Origin of the sequence: Leeuwenhoekiella nanhaiensis, assembly GCF_002744755.1 — a bacterium.
Classification (GTDB): Bacteria; Bacteroidota; Bacteroidia; order Flavobacteriales; family Flavobacteriaceae; genus Leeuwenhoekiella; species Leeuwenhoekiella nanhaiensis.
In genome coordinates this window covers 25246-44439 of the sequence record NZ_KZ319296.1, presented here as the reverse complement: position 1 = coordinate 44439, position 19194 = coordinate 25246, and the positions used below count along the sequence as shown (strand labels likewise).

At 42.5% G+C, this 19194-nt stretch carries 18 protein-coding genes and 1 other RNA gene; 13 read left to right on the top strand and 6 right to left on the bottom strand.

Annotated elements, in window-relative coordinates:
• Window positions 1-14: 14 nt before the first annotated feature.
• The 4 genes from CJ305_RS14965 to CJ305_RS14950 form a co-directional block, all read right to left on the bottom strand.
• Complete coding sequence (locus tag CJ305_RS14965) at window positions 15-770, bottom strand: peptidoglycan DD-metalloendopeptidase family protein (protein WP_223248886.1); 756 nt, start codon at window positions 768-770, stop codon at window positions 15-17.
• Window positions 771-848: 78 nt separating this feature from the next.
• On the bottom strand, window positions 849-2573 hold the full coding sequence (locus CJ305_RS14960; RefSeq protein ID WP_099647099.1) for a DUF4097 family beta strand repeat-containing protein: 1725 nt from the start codon (window positions 2571-2573) through the stop codon (window positions 849-851).
• 1 nt (window position 2574) lies between these two features.
• The gene (locus CJ305_RS14955) at window positions 2575-3174 is read right to left on the bottom strand and encodes a hypothetical protein (protein WP_099647098.1); all 600 of its coding nucleotides are present in this window, start codon (window positions 3172-3174) and stop codon (window positions 2575-2577) included.
• Complete coding sequence (locus tag CJ305_RS14950) at window positions 3158-3649, bottom strand: RNA polymerase sigma factor (RefSeq protein WP_099647158.1); 492 nt, start codon at window positions 3647-3649, stop codon at window positions 3158-3160. Before CJ305_RS14950 ends, CJ305_RS14955 begins: the two co-directional genes overlap by 17 nt.
• Window positions 3650-3839: 190 nt before the next feature.
• Between CJ305_RS14950 and CJ305_RS14945 the strand changes: the two genes are divergently transcribed.
• Complete coding sequence (locus CJ305_RS14945; RefSeq protein ID WP_099647097.1) at window positions 3840-4508, top strand: hypothetical protein; 669 nt, start codon at window positions 3840-3842, stop codon at window positions 4506-4508.
• A gap of 50 nt (window positions 4509-4558) precedes the next feature.
• Here CJ305_RS14945 and CJ305_RS14940 read toward each other — a convergent pair whose 3' ends face one another.
• Window positions 4559-4987 (bottom strand): organic hydroperoxide resistance protein, encoded by a 429-nt coding sequence (locus CJ305_RS14940; RefSeq protein ID WP_099647096.1) that lies wholly within the window; start codon window positions 4985-4987, stop codon window positions 4559-4561.
• A 913-nt stretch (window positions 4988-5900) separates the two neighbouring features.
• Between CJ305_RS14940 and CJ305_RS14920 the strand changes: the two genes are divergently transcribed.
• The 7 genes from CJ305_RS14920 to CJ305_RS14890 all read left to right on the top strand — a co-directional run bounded on the left by CJ305_RS14920 (window position 5901) and on the right by CJ305_RS14890 (window position 10757).
• Window positions 5901-6551, top strand: coding sequence for a hypothetical protein (locus CJ305_RS14920; RefSeq protein WP_099647095.1), 651 nt, complete (start codon window positions 5901-5903; stop codon window positions 6549-6551).
• A 27-nt stretch (window positions 6552-6578) separates the two neighbouring features.
• Window positions 6579-6878, top strand: coding sequence for a winged helix-turn-helix domain-containing protein (locus tag CJ305_RS14915; RefSeq protein ID WP_099647094.1), 300 nt, complete (start codon window positions 6579-6581; stop codon window positions 6876-6878).
• The gene (locus CJ305_RS14910) at window positions 6871-7380 is read left to right on the top strand and encodes a Coq4 family protein (protein ID WP_099647093.1); all 510 of its coding nucleotides are present in this window, start codon (window positions 6871-6873) and stop codon (window positions 7378-7380) included. The genes CJ305_RS14915 and CJ305_RS14910 overlap by 8 nt, the downstream gene beginning before the upstream one ends.
• A 10-nt stretch (window positions 7381-7390) precedes the next feature.
• Complete coding sequence (gene creD, locus CJ305_RS14905; protein ID WP_099647092.1) at window positions 7391-8767, top strand: cell envelope integrity protein CreD; 1377 nt, start codon at window positions 7391-7393, stop codon at window positions 8765-8767.
• A 27-nt stretch (window positions 8768-8794) separates the two neighbouring features.
• On the top strand, window positions 8795-9592 hold the full coding sequence (locus CJ305_RS14900; protein ID WP_099647091.1) for a hypothetical protein: 798 nt from the start codon (window positions 8795-8797) through the stop codon (window positions 9590-9592).
• A 132-nt stretch (window positions 9593-9724) separates the two neighbouring features.
• Window positions 9725-10402: a DUF1361 domain-containing protein gene (locus CJ305_RS14895; RefSeq protein WP_099647090.1), complete on the top strand. Its 678-nt coding sequence runs from the start codon at window positions 9725-9727 to the stop codon at window positions 10400-10402.
• On the top strand, window positions 10386-10757 hold the full coding sequence (locus tag CJ305_RS14890; protein WP_099647089.1) for a ribosomal maturation YjgA family protein: 372 nt from the start codon (window positions 10386-10388) through the stop codon (window positions 10755-10757). The genes CJ305_RS14895 and CJ305_RS14890 overlap by 17 nt, the downstream gene beginning before the upstream one ends.
• A gap of 321 nt (window positions 10758-11078) precedes the next feature.
• Here CJ305_RS14890 and CJ305_RS14885 read toward each other — a convergent pair whose 3' ends face one another.
• Window positions 11079-12284 carry an NAD(P)-dependent oxidoreductase gene (locus CJ305_RS14885; RefSeq protein ID WP_099647156.1) on the bottom strand — a complete coding sequence of 402 codons (1206 nt, stop codon included), beginning with the start codon at window positions 12282-12284 and terminating at the stop codon, window positions 11079-11081.
• A gap of 148 nt (window positions 12285-12432) precedes the next feature.
• On the opposite strand from CJ305_RS14885, the gene CJ305_RS14880 reads away from it, so the two are divergent.
• From CJ305_RS14880 to CJ305_RS14860, 5 genes are all read left to right on the top strand, one after another.
• On the top strand, window positions 12433-13254 hold the full coding sequence (locus CJ305_RS14880; RefSeq protein ID WP_099647088.1) for a GIN domain-containing protein: 822 nt from the start codon (window positions 12433-12435) through the stop codon (window positions 13252-13254).
• A 127-nt stretch (window positions 13255-13381) separates the two neighbouring features.
• Window positions 13382-13783, top strand: a transfer-messenger RNA (tmRNA) gene (gene ssrA / locus CJ305_RS14875).
• A 440-nt stretch (window positions 13784-14223) separates the two neighbouring features.
• A complete protein-coding gene (locus tag CJ305_RS14870) occupies window positions 14224-15642 on the top strand; it encodes a hypothetical protein (RefSeq protein ID WP_099647087.1) in 1419 nt (472 codons plus the stop codon).
• A 10-nt stretch (window positions 15643-15652) separates the two neighbouring features.
• Window positions 15653-17623: a caspase family protein gene (locus tag CJ305_RS14865; protein WP_099647086.1), complete on the top strand. Its 1971-nt coding sequence runs from the start codon at window positions 15653-15655 to the stop codon at window positions 17621-17623.
• Window positions 17624-17644: 21 nt separating this feature from the next.
• Complete coding sequence (locus CJ305_RS14860; protein WP_099647085.1) at window positions 17645-19177, top strand: trypsin-like peptidase domain-containing protein; 1533 nt, start codon at window positions 17645-17647, stop codon at window positions 19175-19177.
• The last annotated feature ends 17 nt before the right edge of the window (window positions 19178-19194 follow it).

Below are 19194 nucleotides of genomic sequence, written 5' to 3'. Positions count from 1 at the left end.
CCTAAAAAAATCTTTTACAGCTTTGGCGAGTTGTGCTGCTCGTTTATTTTCAACAACAACTCCGGATCGGGGCAGTTTTCCAAATAAAACGGAAGATTATTTTGAGTGGAAACTCCGGGATAATCCCCTTCGTTGCCCTGCATTTCCTTTACGATTTGAAAATGCAAATGCGGGGCGTAATCTCCGTTTTCGTGTGTGTCGCCTAAAAAGGCAATGCGTTCCCCGGCTTCAAAAAACTGACCGGTTCTAAGATTCGCTAAAGATTCAAGAGACAAATGCCCATAAAGCGTGTAGAACTGTAAATCTTCAAACTGATGCTCCAGAATGATGCATGGCCCGTAGTCTCCATAATTTTTATTGTTTTTAAAACTGTGTACCTTTCCGGCTACCGGAGCCAAAATTGCCGTACCTGCAGGACACCAGATGTCCAGGCCCAGATGAATGTTGCGCCGCAACTGCGGATCTTCATTATTAAAGTAAATGCTTCGGTCGTAGATGCTGCGCTTTTCCAAATACCCACCGTAAGCCACGCGGCCACCTGTTTTAGAAAGAAAAGTGTCTATGTATTGCTGTATCGCTTCCGCGGATGCGGTATCTACCTCCTTTAAAACAATATTGTCTACCGAAAGATCCAGAAAACGATAATCGCCTGCCTCATATTCGGCATCAATCACAGGCGTGAATCCTTTGGTGAGCGCACTTAGTTTCCGGTTAAAATCAAGGTTTATCATCAGCGCAAAAATACAATTCTCGTCCTGTTCTGCGCACAAAAAAACCCGTTCTGGCAGGAACGGGTTAATTCGATTAAAACCAACTAATCTATTAAAAACTAAACTTCAAACGTTCTTCTAATTCAGTACGATATCGCTAAACTTAGACGAGATCGCAATCATACTATCGGTATTGCGGGATTTGTAAAAGCCGTTTACCATATTACTGTTGTAGCCTTCCATCACTTTAGCGTCTATGCGCGTAGGATAATTAAGCCTGCTACGCACGCCGTTAAAGTTGAAATGAAACGGCGAATCAGGCAGATTAAGCACAACATCGCTGTTCTCTACATTGATGTTTAAGGTCTTGAAATTCTTACCCAGTTTAGGGATTGACAGCTCACTGAAACTTCCTGAAATCACAGCTGCATCTTCCAGTTCATTGATTACAATACTGCTGGCGCGTGAGTTTACGGTGATATTTTTGGCTTTGTCAATTACACAATTTTTAAGATAGGTTGCCTGCAGCGTACCATAATCCCAGCTCGCCACATCTACCGGACTATACGCCACATTGATCAGGGTTTTATCTCCTGAAATGGTCTCAGCCATAAAATCACCGTGTGAAAGGTTTACCCTGGCATTTTTAGCTTCAGCAATTTTGATGTTTCCGTGACGTACATTAAGATCGAGTTTCGCTTCTTTAGGCATACGAATCACGATTTTACGCTTATAGGTACCGCGAGGTTTTGAGTTACCGGCTACAGGACCGGCATTTCTGCTGAAACTGTAGATCATTTGGGTACTCACATTACCGTTCGCATCGCGGGTTACGGTTTTCTGAAGATTACCGCCCTGCTGCTCGGCCATTTGCTCCAGTTTCTTCGCGAAATCTTCACTCCAACCCTGCATGGCTTTGTCAATATTACCACCCAGCGCCATCATATCACTCTCTAAAGCCTTACCAAAACGGGCTCCCAGGCTTTCCATGGAGCTGCCAAACTGCTTTCCGTAACGCTCTCCCCAGGCCTGCATGTCTCTGCTGAAGTCTGCGCCCCAGGAATCCATATCTTTTCGCCATTTTTCAACATCGGTCACGCTGGCACTGGTACCGAATTTCTTATTCATTGCGGCCACATAGGCCTTTTTATCTTTGGCATAAGCGCTTCCATCAAAACTCATGTTTTTGCCAAAAGGGGATTTAGGCATATCCAGCAAGCTGCTTCCGGCAAGCCCCTGGCCGGCTTCCATTTTCTTTTTGTTATCGCGCTCCCATTTTTTCATCACCGCATCAAAATCGTCTCCCAGATTTTGCTCGATTTTCTTTTTATACTGCTCCAGATATTTGGCTCCATCGCGCTTGTAGGCTTCGTAGTCAAAAGAAATATTTTTCATCGCCTTATACTGGTCTGCCGGTAACTGTACCGAAGCAAACTGCTCAAGCATTGGGCTAAACACATTTTGCATCACCGGTTGCATCATTTGCATCGATGAAGAGATTAGTTCGTTGATACCTCTCACCTGCAGATCTCCCATAGCCACATTGACTGCTGCCGGGGCACCGCTGCTGATTATACGTATCACCTTGCTATTGCCCTGCACACTTACCTGCCAGTTCTTAAGCAGTTGATCTATTTCCTGATCCGAAAGATTTTCAGACTCTACATAGGCTTCAACAGCCACTTCATTTTTATTCCAGTCTTCAAAAACCACATCGGCATACTGGGTATCTGCCAGTATGGTTACATTGGGGTCTGTTGTGAAACGCTCATCAAACTTTTGGTCTTTAGTCTGTGCCAAAAGATTCGGCAAACCGGCTAAAACCGTAAAAGCAAGCGCAAAACCATTTAAATAAGACTTCATGTTATAGGGTATTAATTTGAATCTCATTGTTTTGAGATTGCTGTAATTCATTCAATTTTTCTTTAAGTTTAAAAAGTAAATCAAGACGCAGTTGCAGGTTGTTAATCAATGACTGAATGTTCTGATCGTTGACTCCGGTTTCAATCAAATCGGCATTAAGACGATCGTACTCTTTATTGAGTTCTTCAAGCTGCCCCATAAAGGCGTCAACTACGGCTTTGTTATCTTCGGTAACATTGAGCTGCGCAAGTTCAATGTGAATACTTGCCAGATAGCGGTCTTCTATTTCCTTGTATTCGGGCGAAAAGTCACTAAACTGAACTTTCTGATCATCGACAGCCGCCACCTGATTGGCTTCGGTAGGTTGTGGTGCCTCTGCACCACTGCCTAACGGATTGTTGAGCAACAGACCCGCGACTGCGATAAGCACCACCAGCACGGCTGCAATTTTCATCCAGAGGTAACCTTCTGCCTTAGCTTTATTTTGAGTGCCAAAATGAGCATCAAGCCGCGCATTGAAGCGGGCTTCATGACCTTTCTTTAGCCCTTCGGCCGGAATGCTCATGTCGTTCTGGAGCATTTCTCTAATATCCTGTGCCATTGTACTGTGTTTTAAGTTTTTCCTGCAATTTCTTTTTACCGCGGTGTACCAGCGTACGCGAAGCCACCTCGGTGATTTCTAATATTTCTGATATTTCCTGATGGTCGTAGCCTTCTATTAAAAAGAGCATCACGGCATAGCGGTACCGTTCGGGCAACTCTTCAATAGCCTGTTTGATTTGATCTATCGTAATCCCATCATCTACAGACCAGTCATTTTGTTCATCTACCGTACCCAGCACCTGCTCATTCATAGCGACCAGTTCAAGCTTTTTAGCCTTCAGCATGTCAATGCTTTTATTGATCACAATACGTTTAAGCCAGGCCCCAAAAGTAACTTCCCCGTTATACTGGTGCATTTTAGTAAACGCTTTTACAAAACCCTCCTGCATCGCTTCTTCGGCTTCAAATGAGTTTTTTAAAAACCGAAACGCCACATAGTACATGCCTTCGCTATATTTTTTATATAACTGCATCTGTGCGCGCCGGTCGTTTTGCTTACATCGCTCAAGTATTTCGGTAATTTGCAAAATGGTAAATGGTTAGTTGCTAATTCCTTTTTTAAAGACGAAATGATTTCGCCTGTGTTGCAAAATTGGAATTATTATTTCTGAATAATTTTTTTCTGGCAGGTTATTTGGTAAATGAATCGCAAAGGCCATTTGAATGAAGTACAAGTACAATATTATTTTTAGTGTTCTTGCCAGTGTAGTGCTGAGCATTTCCTGCACACCGGAGTCGCGTACACCGGAAGAATCAATTGAAGAAAAAATACTTTATTACCCAAGCGAGCGAGCAATCAATGCTGTGGGGCACAGCAAACGTGAAGTTGATCTGGACTCGCTAAAAAACTATAACGAGCTAATTGCGGTACTCGATACCAATGCCTGTGCAGACCGGTCTAACGTTATAAGCTTCAATAATCAAGAACAGCAGATGAAAATCAGTGTGTTAAAGAGCTGCTCTAAAGACGCTGGTGTAGGCTGCTACTTCAATGCTATTATATACGATTTTCAAAATGACTCTCTGGCCCTGCTCAATAATATGCGAGTTGATCGAACTCGTTTTGAACAACAGTTAATCGCAGATCTTGATCACTACCTTAGGCAGAATTCATCCTACATAAAACCTCCAGCTATCCTTATCGGTATAAACTATACCAAACCACACCGCTCAACTTCAACAGAACATGTAAAAAACACCTTGTTATATATTACCAGGGTTCTATCTAATCTTTCAGAAGATTACCCGTTTGACCTGCGCTATTACCTGAATTTAGACACGACATTTTTGCCTGCTCCTCCTCCCCCGCCATTTAAAATGAGTAAGGCATAAAAAAACCGCCTGAAGATTCAGGCGGTTTTTGAGATCTGTTATACTTAAAATTAATCTTCGTCGATGAGCAGATTTAAGGTAACATCAATATTATCCATCGTTGCACGGGAGTACGGGCATACTTCGTGTGCTTCGTTTACGAGTTTTTCACCCTGCTTAATGTCTACGGTAGGCAAATAACAGTCGAGTACTACAGCCAGCTGAAACAAATCTTCTTTGTTCTTGCCGATTTTTACGGTTGCAGTTACGGTGTAATCGCCGAGATCTACTTTTTTACTTCGGGCAACGTGCTCCAGAGCACTGCCGAAACAGGCCGAGTAACCTGCAGCAAAAAACTGCTCGGGGTTAGCCCCGTCACCACCCGAACCTCCCAGTTCTTTTGGGATGCTCAAATCAAAATCAATTGTGCCATCTTCGGTTGAAACGCTGCCGTTACGACCTCCGGTCGCTGTTGCTTTGGCTTTATATAAAGCTTTCATATTCCTAATTTTTTCTATGATTAGAGAGTTAAGATACCAATACTGCCGGGAGCAATCAATCTTAGATTCTTAAACATTTCACAAAAGTGGGAAGGTGATTGTTATTACTATTGTTATTGTTATTCAATTTCGGTTCTCTGTTCTCTGTTCTATAAATCAAGTATTTCGTATTTCGTATTTCGTATTTCGTATTTCGTATTTCGTATTTCGTATTTCGTATTTCGTATTTCGTATTTCGTATTTCGTATTTCGTATTTCGTATTTCGTATTTCGTATTTCGTATTTCGTATTTCGTATTTCGTATTTCGTATTTCGTATTTCGTATTTCGTATTTCGTATTTCGTATTTCGTATTTCGTATTTCGTATTTCGTATTTCGTATTTCGTATTTCGTATTTCGTATTTCGTATTTCGTATTTCGTATTTCGTATTTCGTATTTCGTATTTCGTATTTCGTATTTCGTATTTCGTATTTCGTATTTCGTATTTCGTATTTCGTATTTCGTATTTCGTATTTCGTATTTCGTATTTCGTATTTCGTATTTCGTATTTCGTATTTCGTATTTCGTATTTCGTATTTCGTATTTCGTATTTCGTATTTCGTATTTCGTATTTCGTATTTCGTATTTCGTATTTCGTATTTCGTATTTCGTATTTCGTATTTCGTATTTCGTATTTCGTATTTCGTATTTCGTATTTCGTATTTCGTATTTCGTATTTCGTATTTCGTATTTCGTATTTCGTATTTCGTATTTCGTATTTCGTATTTCGTATTTCGTATTTCGTATTTCGTATTTCGTATTTCGTATTTCGTATTTCGTATTTCGTATTTCGTATTTCGTATTTCGTATTTCGTATTTCGTATTTCGTATTTCAACTTTTTTATTTTACTTTGCAATTCAAAGTACTTTTGTATGGAAACCAAAAACTACCTTCAGGATATAGCTCACATCAAAACCATGATGAGCCGCTCATCCCGTTTTATGTCTATCAGTGGTCTTTCCGGAATTCTTGCCGGAATCTATGCGCTGGTGGGCGCAGCCCTCGCCTATTTGCTCTTGAACACCTATCCGCAATATGACTACTACGATCGCACAATCCTGACAGATGATTTGGGGACTGATCTTTTTTCACAATTCCTGGGCATTGCCATCTTAGTTCTAGCCGCAGCGCTGGTTACCAGTGCCATCCTCACCTACCGAAAAGCTAAAAAGCTCAACGAAGATATCTGGAACCCGGTTTCGAAACGGCTTCTGGCCAATTTCGCGGTTCCGTTAATCACAGGCGGACTCTTTTGCCTGGTGTTGCTGCAGTACGGTATTCTAGGTCTTGTTGCTCCGGCTACCCTTATTTTTTACGGCCTGGCACTCATAAATGCCAGTAAATTTACCGTGGGTGACATCAAATATCTTGGGCTGGCCAATGTGCTAATCGGTCTCGTGGCAACCCAATTTGTGGGATATGGTTTGTACTTTTGGGCGCTGGGTTTTGGCGTGTTTCACATCATTTACGGGGCTATTATGTATCACAAATACGACCGCCCCTCTCCTAAAAATGGGAAATAGTAAACTCAAAAACCGGATCAAAACACCTTGAAAAACATCATTCAACATATCAACAAAGCTTTTGACCATCGCATACGCCTGGGTATTATGAGCGTTCTGATGGTAAATGATTTTGCTGATTTTAATATGCTGAAGGAATTGCTTGGCGCCACAGACGGCAACATCGCAAGCCATACCAAAGCCCTTGAAAAAGAAGCCTACATCAAGGTCGAAAAATCATTTATTAATCGAAAGCCCAATACGCGCTACATCGCCACCCCTGCGGGTCGCGAAGCCTTTACAAAACATATTGAAGCTTTAGAAAAACTGATCAACCCAAATGAATAAATCTATTTTTTTATCCATTTACTTTGAATTTCAAAGTACTTTATTAATCATAAGAGAACTTGTAGTTGGAGCCTCTTTCGATCTTACCAGTCGGGTTTACATGCTGTTTAAGCGTAATGAACCCTGGGGTATTTCGCGAAGCGAACTCCTCCTGTATCCTCCGGAAAGTCTGGGTTTTCATCTGGGATGTTTTTTGCTCAAACAGCATTTTGAACCTCAGCCGCATTGTGAAAACCACGACATTTTCCACATACTCACGGGTTATGAGACCGATACGGCTCAGGAGATCGCGCTTCAGTTTTTCCTGTACGGTAACGGCAAACGCAGTCCGTTTTTGCATCTGGCCATGTTTGCCGGCATCATCCTTTTTCCCGATCAGTATGCGCTTTTTCGCGAAGCCTATCACAAAGGTGCACAAGCCAAAAGCCTGTTTGATCTGGACTACAAACCGCTTTTAACCCATTCCTTTATTTCACTTAAAAAACAATACCTCAACACTTAAAAATCATCTTATGAACACGTCAAATCCACAGCCGCCCAACAAATTCATCCAATGGATCAAAAGCTCAATCACCGCCCGTATGTTTATGGTGGGTTTTCTCACGCTTATCTTACTCATTCCGCTATTTTTTGTTCAGAACCTGATCGAAGAACGCGCCCAGCGGCAGCAGGAGGTGGTTGAAGAAATCAATGAAAAATGGGGCGAGGAAGTATTGGTTTACGGCCCCGTCCTTAAAATTCCATATACCTTACCGGTCAAGAAAACGGTACAAAATCCCGGAACCAAAACCTTTGAAACACTTGTGACCGAAGAAGAGCATATCGCTTATTTCTTTCCCGATCAACTCAATCTGACAGCGCAGGTAAATCCGGAAATTAAATCCCGTAGTATTTACAAGACCACAGTTTACAATTCTGAGACGCATTTTGAAGGCAGTTTTGCCGTGCCCGATTTTAGCAACGCACCCGGAGAGCCAGTACAAATTCTATGGGAAAAGGCACGGGTGCTTTTTCAGACTTCAAATTTAAAAGGCGTCAACAAACAGGTAAAGATTAACCTCAACGGAACATCCTATTTATTTACATCGAAATTTGAACAGCGCAATACAAAAAGTCTGGATGCGGTTGAACTCTTTATGATGGAAAGCACGGCGATCAAACCCGAAAGTCTTCCGCAGGAATCAAAAGTGAGTTTTACAATGGACCTCCACATCAACGGAAGCCAGCAAATACAATTCATTCCCATTGGCAAAACCACCGAAGCGCAAATCACTTCAGACTGGGAAACCAATAATTTTACCGGAAACTTTTTGCCCTACAATCAGGATAAGCTAAATGGTAAAGGCTTTGATGCCAAATGGCGCGTGCTTGATATCAACCGCCCGTTTCCGCAGGAATTTTTTACCAGCCTACCTCGATTAAACGCCTATGCTTTTGGGGTGAACTTTATGATTCCGGTAGATGAATACCAAAAAAGTGAGCGTACGGCTAAGTACGGGTTTCTGGTCATAGGGCTGACCTTTCTGATTTTCTTCCTCATCCAGACGCTGAGCAAAATAGGGATTCACCCGTTCCAATACCTGATGATTGGGCTGGCGCTTATTATGTTTTATACGCTACTCATTTCAGTATCTGAACACAGCAATTACCTTAACGCCTATCTGGTTGCGAGTGTGGCCGTCGTACTCTTGATTTCCCTTTACGCCCGAAGTATTCTCAAGAATATCAAGTTTCCGGTTTTTATTGGGCTATCGCTTACGCTCCTGTACAGTTTCATTTACGTCATCATTCAGCTTGAAAATTATGCACTACTGGTAGGAAGCATCGGCCTGTTTATCATCCTGGCGCTTGTGATGTATGTCTCGCGCAAAATTGACTGGAATTCTTAATTTAATTCCAAAGAAACCAAACCGATTATGAGTAATTCATTCCTTCGTTTTTACAAAAAGGTGCGTGTCAATTTTTGGCACGCCCTCTTTTACCTCTTTTGCAGATGCACCCTGGCTCTGGGTTTTATAGTTGCCGGCTACGTTAAGATTATAGGCGAACGTTTTGCCAGCGGCCTGGACATCAGGCATCCTATGGGTGCATATCTCGAGGCTTTGCACCATACGCAATTTTACTATCCCTTTATTGGTGTAGCCCAAATTCTTGCCGGGATTCTGCTGGTCATCAGACGCACAGCGCTGCTGGGAGCTCTGCTCTATTTTCCGATAATAGTCAATATTTGGGTGCTCTCCTGGGCGGTACGTTTTGAAGGTTCGCTGGTCACATCGACCCTCATGGTTTTGGCTAATCTGTATATTCTGCTCTACAATTATGACCGTCTCAAATTTATTCTGCCATTCGGCGAAAAAAATCTGAGCTATATACCGCGCATCCCGCTGAAAGAAGCGGAATCACAACACTCAGGAAGAGATCATATTCGGTTCCGGTTTAACCTGAATCTGGCCAGCATAAAATCACCGTTGGTTTCCAAAAAGTTTCCGTGGGGATTTTTGATGGTAATAATCGCAACTTTTGTAATTACGGTATTTGCTTCTAACCGCCTTTTTGAACTGATGCCGCGTAACAATTATTATGATTGCGTAAGCCGACTGGAGAAACGAACTCCTGAAAAAGCCGGTTTCGATTTCTGCAATTGCATTCACAATCATGGCAAAACACTGGATACTTGTTTAGAAGAGTTTGAGGCTTTAAAAACCAAAAATTGAATTGCGGTTTGCGGTTTGCGGTTTGCGGTTTGCGGTTTGCGGTTTGCGGTTTGCGGTTTGCGGTTTAAAACTAAAACAACTCAATAACTCAATTAGGAATAACAAATCAGTAATAATGAACATTAAACAACTATGAAAGATTTCATTCTCAAAAAATACCCGACATTAAAATACCTCTTTGCCGCACTGATGCTTTGCTTTTTCCTTTTAGTATTTCGAATCAAAACCACACACGACTATTTCGGTTTATTCCTGGTGTGGAATCTCTTTCTGGCGTTTATTCCTCTGGGAATTGCATGGTATGCGGAGGCGCAAACACAGGTTATCAATAACAATCCACGAATTATTGCATTATTAGCCATTTGGCTGCTGTTTCTGCCCAATGCGCCCTATGTCATTACCGACTTGATTCACCTGTCGTATAGTCCGGAGGATTGGTTCTGGTATGATATGATGACCATTAGTGTTTTTGCCCTGCTGAGCCTTTATTTTGGTTTTGAATCTATACGCGTCTGGCGCAAATTGTTTGTAAAACAAATCGCGGCTAAATGGGTCAATTTAGCGACTGTTGCAGTGCTCATCCTATGCGGCTTTGGCATCTATTTGGGTAGATTTATACGTTTTAATTCGTGGGATGTGGTGATCAATCCGCTGGAGCTTCTATATACCATTGCGCAGTATCTGATCAATCCCATTCAAAACCACAGGGTATGGATTTTTACCCTAAGTTTTGGGCTATTGCTTAATGCGGGCTACTTTAGTTTTCAGTTTTGGTTAACCAAAAAACAAAACCATGATTCCACGTGCTAAGCGGTTGTATTACGTGATTGGTTTTGTGATCCTTTTTGGTGTTGAAGCGGCAATTGCTATGCATTTGAAAGGTGGATTCATTCGCAGTTACTTAGGTGATTTACTGGCGGTCATTCTGATCTACACCTTGATTATGAGCTGTTCGCGGCTTTCCGTTAAAACTGGGCTGGTTCTCACAGCCTCAATCGCTTTACTGGTCGAACTCCTTCAGCTTATAGATCTCACTCAGTTTTTTGAAGGCACTTACAAACAGGTAGCCACTTTGGTTTTTGGCAGTCATTTCTCCTGGCTCGACTTATTGATGTACGCGTTGGGGATGTTGGTGGTTTATGGGCTGGAACGGGTGAAAGGGTGAATTGTTATTGTTATTATTATTGAAAAAAGTTTTCGGTTTTCGGTTTTCGGTTTTCTAAAAAAAGTGGAAGCGTTTAAGAAAGAAGAAAAATTTTACAATACTTCATATCATAGATTTTGAATGCGGATTACTGCCTACTGAGACTGCTTGAAAATTCAGAATTTAGAATGCAGAATTAAGAGTTATTGCTGGTTTTCCATTTTCAATCTTAGATTTTGAACGCGGATGACTGCCTGCTGAGACTGCCAACTGAGACTTTTCTACACACCACCTCTTACCTCATCCAATTAACATTTAGCTATTAACCTTCAAACAAAAACCCTACTCCTTCCCATCTACATAATCCTGAAGGTAGCTAAAGCGTTTGGTGAGTTTTCCGTTTTGAGTCATTCGGGCGCGTTGCAGGATGCCGTCTTTATCGCCGTTAAAAAATGCCGGAAACACGTGCTCAATAAACATCTGGCCAAAACCTTCACTGGCATCCTTCGGCAATTCGCAGGGCAAATTATCAACCGCCATCACGGTTATGGCTCCGGGAGCATCCATCGCGACTTCGCTTTCGCTTTGCGCATCATAACCGTAAAACGGATCTTCAATAGTCGAAGCGCGCAAGGTAGAAGCCACGGGGCCGTCTATATCGCAAGAGACATCGGCAATGACTTCAATATTAAAATCCTCATGTTTGGCGTCTTCGCGGGTAAATAGATACGGAGCGCCCTGCCCGTAAAAATGCCCGGCAATAAAATACTGAGTCACTTTCCCGAAGCGCATAAAATCAGACTCGTAACCACTGGGGTCACTAAAAAATTCTTTAGCATTTGGTTTTTGCCCGTCTTTTCTTCGGTTATAATCGGTAACGCCGATTTTACAATACACCGCCGTTTTAAAACTTTTGTTCAGATAATCTGCCACCGAAACCTTCTTGATACCCATAGCATCTAAAATTTCCTGCGCACCGCCGGCCACTTTTCCGGTGCCGGTAAGTAGAATTTTAATCGCGGGCACTTCGACTTTAGCTAATTGCGCGTGAAGCGCTTCAATCCCCGTCAGACTGTTTGCAGGCGGCAGATCAAAGCTTTTGTATTTCTTACCCAAAGCTCTAAACCCATTGTATGCGCCAACAATCCCTGCATAGCGGCCGAAACCGATTAAGCGTAATCCGCTGGCTTTGGTAATCACCTCGTGATCGTAGAGTTCAACATTTTTTGCCAAAACAGCGCGCAGCAAGTCGCGGTTATAGGGTTGTTTTTTAATGGTATGACTGAAGAAAAAATACTTTTTATCAGGAATAAGTGCATCTGCCGGTACTTCTTTAACCCCCAGCATTACATCCGCCGCGCTCACATCGGTTACCACATCAAACTCTGCCTTTTCATAAGCCACATCGGGAAACACCCTAATATTGGAAGTTTCAACTATAAAACGGGCTTTGGGAAAACGTTCCTGAGCCTCAAGCATCGAAGTGGGAGATAAAACAGCCCTACGGTCCGGTGGGTTTTTTCGTTCTTTTAAAAGCGCAAAAGTAATGGGATGCATAAATTTCAAAATTTAGGCGGAAGATACAATTTTCGGGATTTTTAAACTCCTTGATTTTAGGGCATTCTTACCAAACTTTTAATAGTTTATTGACACAAAAGCCTTTAGTTTCGCCTTATATTACTAGTAAAACATAACTATGAAACTACATATAGTACTTGCACTTGCACTGGGTGTTTTAACTTCCTGCAGTGCACAGAAAAAAATCAAAGGAGATAAGGACGTGATTTCGGTCAACGGAAATCTGACCACAGGCATCAATACCGTCGAAGTAGGCGAAGGTATTGAGCTCGAACTGGCGCAGTCTAACATCAACAATTATGTACTTACCACTGACCGAAACCTGACCAGCGTTATTCAGTTTGAAGTGCGTGACAGTGTTTTGCGTATTCTTCCTTCTATGCGCATTACGCGCTCAAAAGAATTGCACGTCTATCTAAAACTTCAAAATCCGCAGCATATCATACTTAATGATGATACGAAATTTGAATCTCCGGGAATGATTAATGTCCCCGATTTTTCACTTACCGCACGCGAAGATTCTGATTTCGAATTTAAACTGAGAAGTGAGCAGGCTCGTTTTAATTTAAGCGGAAATGCCAAAGGCGATGTAACAGTTTCTACCGCGAAGCTTGATGTCAAAATGAGTGGCCGTACCGATTTAAAAGGAGATTTTGATGCTGCTGAAAGTCTGTTTACATTGAAAGATAATGCTGAGTTTGAGGCCGAAGGTAAAACGGAAACGCTTAACCTTACCAGCTCTGACCGCGGCGATTATAAAGGCCGAAAATTTGAAGCCGAAGACGCCAGTGTCACCCTCAGCGGGCGTACTGCAACTGCCATTAATACAACAGACAATCTTACCGTTTTTGCACAGGATAAAGCTTCGATAGAGTCGTATGGTAAGGGAGAAATCGCTATCAACGCGCTCAAGGACGACGCGGCCATCGAGAAGAAATAATTCTAAATCACTAAATACCTTTACGGCCTGCAGAAGTTTAGTATCTTTGCAGGCTCAATTTTAGTTTACAGTTTACAGTTTACAGTTTTGAACTTTGAACTTTGAACTTTGAACTTTAAATTCACTCGGGGTCGATTTGGTTTTGACAGCGGGTCTAATTGAATAGTAAGCACGTCGAGCGCTGGGACACAGCTCGTTAATCTCAGGTTTCACACTTTTTTAAACGGCGAGTCTAACTACGCCTTGGCTGCGTAATCCGAATCACAGTAGGATATGCTTAATGCCGTACGAGGTACGGCACCAAGATACCCCTGAAAAGCCCTGGTTTACGGCGTTTCGTCAAGGGGTACCGAAAAAGTAGACCTAGTTTTGGCAGGGTCCTGATGCCATTACGAAATTTGATTGGGAATAAGGTAGCAGTTGGTAGTTGCCGACCGGCTGTTGCACAAAAATCAATTGGCAAATAAACGTGTAGAAAGCTATTGAGTTGCCCGTTTGGACGGCGGTTCGAACCCGCCCGACTCCACGATCTTTAAAATCCCTGAGCCTAACGGCTTGGGGATTTTTTGTTAAAGGTTATCAGTTAAATGTAGGCGGGTGAGAAGTTTATCGAGAACGAGGAACGAGTTGAAGGAAACCCGCCCGACTTCACGATCACCCATAACTGCGTTATGGATTAAAATAAGAAAAGCCCATCAAATCTATTTGAATGGGCTTTTTGTTTTAAGACATCTGGACTACAAGGACAGGCAGTTATACTTGCAGGACTGGAGTCACTGCGGTGAAGTGAAGCTAGCCCGCCCAACTCCACGATCAAGTGCACCGCATTGCAAACCACCTTTTTACTTCTACATCCTGCAGCTCATTGCCTTTAAATACTCATGCTTTTTTAAAATAGCATACTTTGAAAATTGTTAATATATTTAACACTATAAAATCGCACCAAATCCTGAGTTAACCTTAAACCTTATGACCAAACTACTTACGTCTGGAATTATTTGTTTTTTTTGTCTTATTTCACAGTCTGCTCTTCAAGCCCAGGAAAAATACCGTATTCTTTACGATTACAATACCGAAGCAGCAACCTATCTCGCTTTAGATAATACCAATGCAGTAATTGATACGCTTACAAAACCGCGTCTCAAGCGTAACAGTTTGGTAGAGATTAAGCTTGTTAATGTTAATCCTTTTGCTGTAGATGTTATTGCTGATATTAAAGAGGAGGACATAGTCCCATCGGGTTCGGGGTTTAATTTCACTTCCCTGCTGGGTGGTATAAGCGGGATGGGGGGTGATAATCTGGGACTTAATGTGAGTCAGTCCTCCCTTAACAATTCTAATTTTTTTGATTCGGCCTCCCGCGGCACAAGCCTAAGCAATGCTTTTACAGAACTATCCGATAAAATGACCGCAGTACGTGCTTTAGAAAATACGCTGAAGGCCAACTTACTCAATCCTAATCTCGATAAAGAAGCAATTTTACAAAATGTAAAAGCCCTGGCACGCCAACAGGCAGATGCACGTCTTAGTGACCCTGATGCAAACTTCTATTTATACCTCTCTAATCTGGACAAAATTATAAATGCTGACAAACAGCAACTTGCAGGAGATCTGGAAACTATGGCCACGCAGGTTGAAGCGGCAACGGAATCAAGTGCCAATATATCGCGCGGAGAACTGGTAGAACGAAACCGAACCATAAGTAATCTGGAAGCACTAAAGGCTACCTTAAGCAATACGGCAGAGCTGGCTCATTTATCTATTGATGAAATACGATCCCTCTACACCCAGCTCGAGGCCGCGTCATTTGAACGCACCTACGATTACCAGATGGATGGAGACGAGGTAAATATCAATCTTAAATTTGTTCAAAGTAGCTTTTCTGAAAGTCAGGATACCGATGCAGAGGTTACCACCATCAAAACACGAAGCCTAAAACTTTTTGCCACAGGAGGCTTTAAGATAAACAGCAGTGTGGCCCTTACCCTGAACAATTTTGGAGATAAATCCAAAGATTTTTTCATCAGTGAGGAGGGAGTCATTGGTGCTACCGCTAATGATTACTTCATCCCAAACCTCAGCACCATGATCAATTTTTATCCCGTAATAGGCGATAACTTTAATGTAGGCGGAAGCTTTGGACTTTCAATTCCTCTGGCTGATGATATCACCGGGGTCAACTTTTTACTAGGGCCTTCCATTTTCTTAGGTAGTAAAAGCAGACTTTCCCTTTCGGGAGGTGTGGCATATGGTCCCGTTGACCGGCTTACAGACGGTCTCGAAGCAGGTCAGACCACCAGCCTGAGCAGTCTGGATAATTTTACCAAGAAAGTCTATGATTTCGGGTATTTCTTCGGGATCTCCTTCAGCTTATTTGATATTAATTAAAATCAAGCGTATGCAAAAAATACTACTCTTATCCTTACTCTTCTTTCTTTCATTTTCGCTTCAGGCTAAAAAAATAGCCCTGATTATTGCAGTAGGCGATTACCCGGCAAGTACCGGTTGGAGCCCTATAAGTTCGGCTAATGATGTGCCGCTGATCAAATCAGCCCTTATCAAACAGGGTTTTACTGAAGAAGATATCACCATTCTTCTGAATAGCCAGGCCACGCGCGACGGTATCATCAATGCTCTTGAGCGCTTAAATGAAACCATTGAGCCCGGAGATATTGTGGTCATTCACTATTCGGGTCACGGTCAGCAAATTGCTGATGACAATGGCGAAGAGATAGACGATAAAGACGAAGCCCTTGTTCCTTATGATGCTTTTGTAAGGCCGAGCTATAACTACAGCGGGCAAAATCATATACGTGACGATGAACTCGGGAAACTCATTACCAACTTTAGAAATAAACTGGGCAAAGACGGCCAGCTGGTAATGCTGCTTGACAGCTGCCACTCAGGCTCTGCAACCCGTGGCGGAAAAGCTCGTGGCGGCGCCGCTACTTTTGCACCAGAAGGCTGGGAGCCAAACGAAAAGAAAACCAAAGCCGGCAGCGATATGCTCGAAACCGCACAAATCAAACCGGATGCGGCTCCTTTTGTACTGTTCAGCGGGGCATCGGCAAACGAACTCAATTATGAATATGAAGGTGTGGGTTCACTAAGCTATGCCTTCAATAAGGCTATGACCGAACTGGGAAGTGATTTTACCTACCGCCAGTTATACAATAAAATGGCGGCTACCATGAACGTGATTTCGCCCAACCAAACCCCAACCCTGGAAGGTAATCCTGATTATAAGATTTTTAAAGGTGAATATGTGAAACAGGAGCCTTATCACGAAATACTCTCCCTGCTACGTCCCGATGTGATTAAAATACAGGCAGGTAAACTTCAGGGTATTTTTGAAGGCACTACAGTTGCTGTTCTCCCAGCAGGAACTACCGGTTTAGACCGCTCCAAAATTCTGGCAACGGGAACGGTAAAACTGGCAAAATTCAATGAAGCCAATATTGTTTTAGATAAAGCTTTACCCGGCTCTAATGAAAAGGAATACTGGGTTTTTGTTGACGAAAAAACCTATGGAGATATCAACCTACAGGTATATCTGGATGCTTCCGTAGCCGAAAAAAGCATATCCAAAGATCTCGAGCAATTTTTAACTGAAAACAGCCTGGGAAGCCTGGTTAGTGATTCGTTGCAATCATCCGTCATCATTACCGGTGATCAAAATGGCTATACGTTAAATGCGACCAACGGTCAACTGAAAGTTGATGCGGTTGAAGCGTCCCGCGGTACTGCGGCTCTTGACGATCTGAAGCAAAAACTCTTTAACTACGCACAGGGGCAATACCTCAAAGACCTGCAAATGCAAAATCCCGATTACGAGTTTAGTTTCCGTCTGTTACCGGTTAGCTACGACCCCGTGATGGAAACCTTTGGCGAACTGATGGAACCTTCAGCTTTTGCTGATGCAAACGGAACTTTTAGTGTACTTCCCGGTGAGGATCACGTCGTGCTTGAAGTCACCAATGAAAGTGATCGCGAACTGTATTTCAGCATTATTGAAATCAATAGTAAGGGAGAAATCAATCCCTTTATGCCCAATGATCAATGTACACTAAACGACAACGAGCGCAAACTGGCTCCGGGACAAACTATGGTGTTTAAAGATTGTATTTTCTCATTCGGCCCTCCTTTTGAAAAGCTGATGCTGAAAGGTTTTGCCTCGCCGTCCCCTATCAACTTTAAGTCAACTGTACAAACCCGCGGTGGTGTTACTGCAGGAACCGCCAATCCGCTGGAGTCGTTTTTGGCTAACACCTATGTAAAAACCCGTGGAGGCACCGGTGCTGCTACTTCTGGTAAAGTAGATGGCTATGCGACTGAGTTTTTGTATCAAATCGTTGAAACCAAAGAATAACATTCTATAACCCTAGTCTTTATGAATAAAATTACCCTTCTCAGTATTTTTGTTTTGCTTGTGTCTGCTGCTGTATACGCACAGGATACCGAACCTGCTATTGAATATCCTTTTGGTGAACCCGGAAGTACCTCCCGTGGTGTATTTGGTCCCGATGATCGCAAAGAGGCACAGGATGCAGTAGGTTATCAGGATTTTGTGCGAGCTACTGCCGTGATGGTCGATAAGCGCAGTATACAGAACAACATCGCTTATTCCTATTCACTCGAAGAGCGCTTAAGTTATATGTTTGAAACCGAAAAGTTTGATGATAATGTGCAGTTTTTAGATCAGCCTGCGCTGGCTAACTGTACCGGTTTTCTTATCGCGCCAGACATTCTGGTAACTGCCGGCCATTGCATACAAACGATGGAAGATGCTGAGCCTTATGTTTGGGTTTTTGATTACACCAGCGACAAGCAATTCAATACCACCACACACGCTATCCCTTTAGATCCTAATAACATTTATGAGGTAGCCGAAGTATTAAGCGCTAAACTTGATGATGCTACCGATGATGATTATGCAATTTTACGCCTGAAGCGAAAATCAGACCGCCGTCCGTATCGCTTTAGAACCAGCGGCAGTATAGCTGTAGGAACCGGTGTAAATACCATTGGTTCGCCTACAGGTTTACCGCTCAAATTTGCAGAAAACGCGGAGGTTGTTGATGCATCGCCATCCAATTGGTTTAAGAGTGATATAGACTCCTTCCCGGGTAACTCTGGTGGACCGGTTTTTGACGATTATGGCTGGATTGAGGGCATTCTGGTTAGGGGTGCTGTAACCTACCTCAATGGGGATTACAGCGGTGATTACTACTATGATGAAGAATGTGATTGTGTAAAAACAGTAACTTTTGACAGTGCGGTTTATACCGCGGGTTGCCAGGCACACAAGATAACTTCGGTACCAACCGATTTGTTAATACGCAGTATCTATGAGAATATCGCCTATGCTATAGAAACAAATAATACCCAGCGTTTTAACGACTGGGCAACCTACAAATGGATTTTTAATCGTTCTTATACCTTAGACCGTGGCCGTCTGGAAGTACTGGCTTTAAGTAATGGCAACTACGAGATGTATGATGCCATACTTGATTATACTTTTGAAACCTACACCGATGCGCAACACCGCGAACTGCTAGATTACGCGATTAAACAAAACGATGAGCGTCTGTATCAAATCCTGATGGAGCGCGATCTCTATCCCGATGCCGGGGCAGATAAGCCATACACTGCACTTCAGGAAGCCATAATAAATGCTAATCTTACCTGGGCAAAAAGGCTCATAGATGCCGGCGCAGATACTAGTATAAAAGATAAAGAACAGAACAATCTGCTGCATCTGGCTGTTACCACAGGCAATTTGCAGAGCGTTGATTTTTTGCTAAATATGAATCGCTCGTTTGCTAAAGAGTCTAATTCTAAAGGTAATTTTCCTGAAAACATTGCAAAAGATAAACGTAACAAATCACTCTTTAAATACTTAAAAAAACTGCGTAAAGGCTAAATTAAATCAGACCCCTA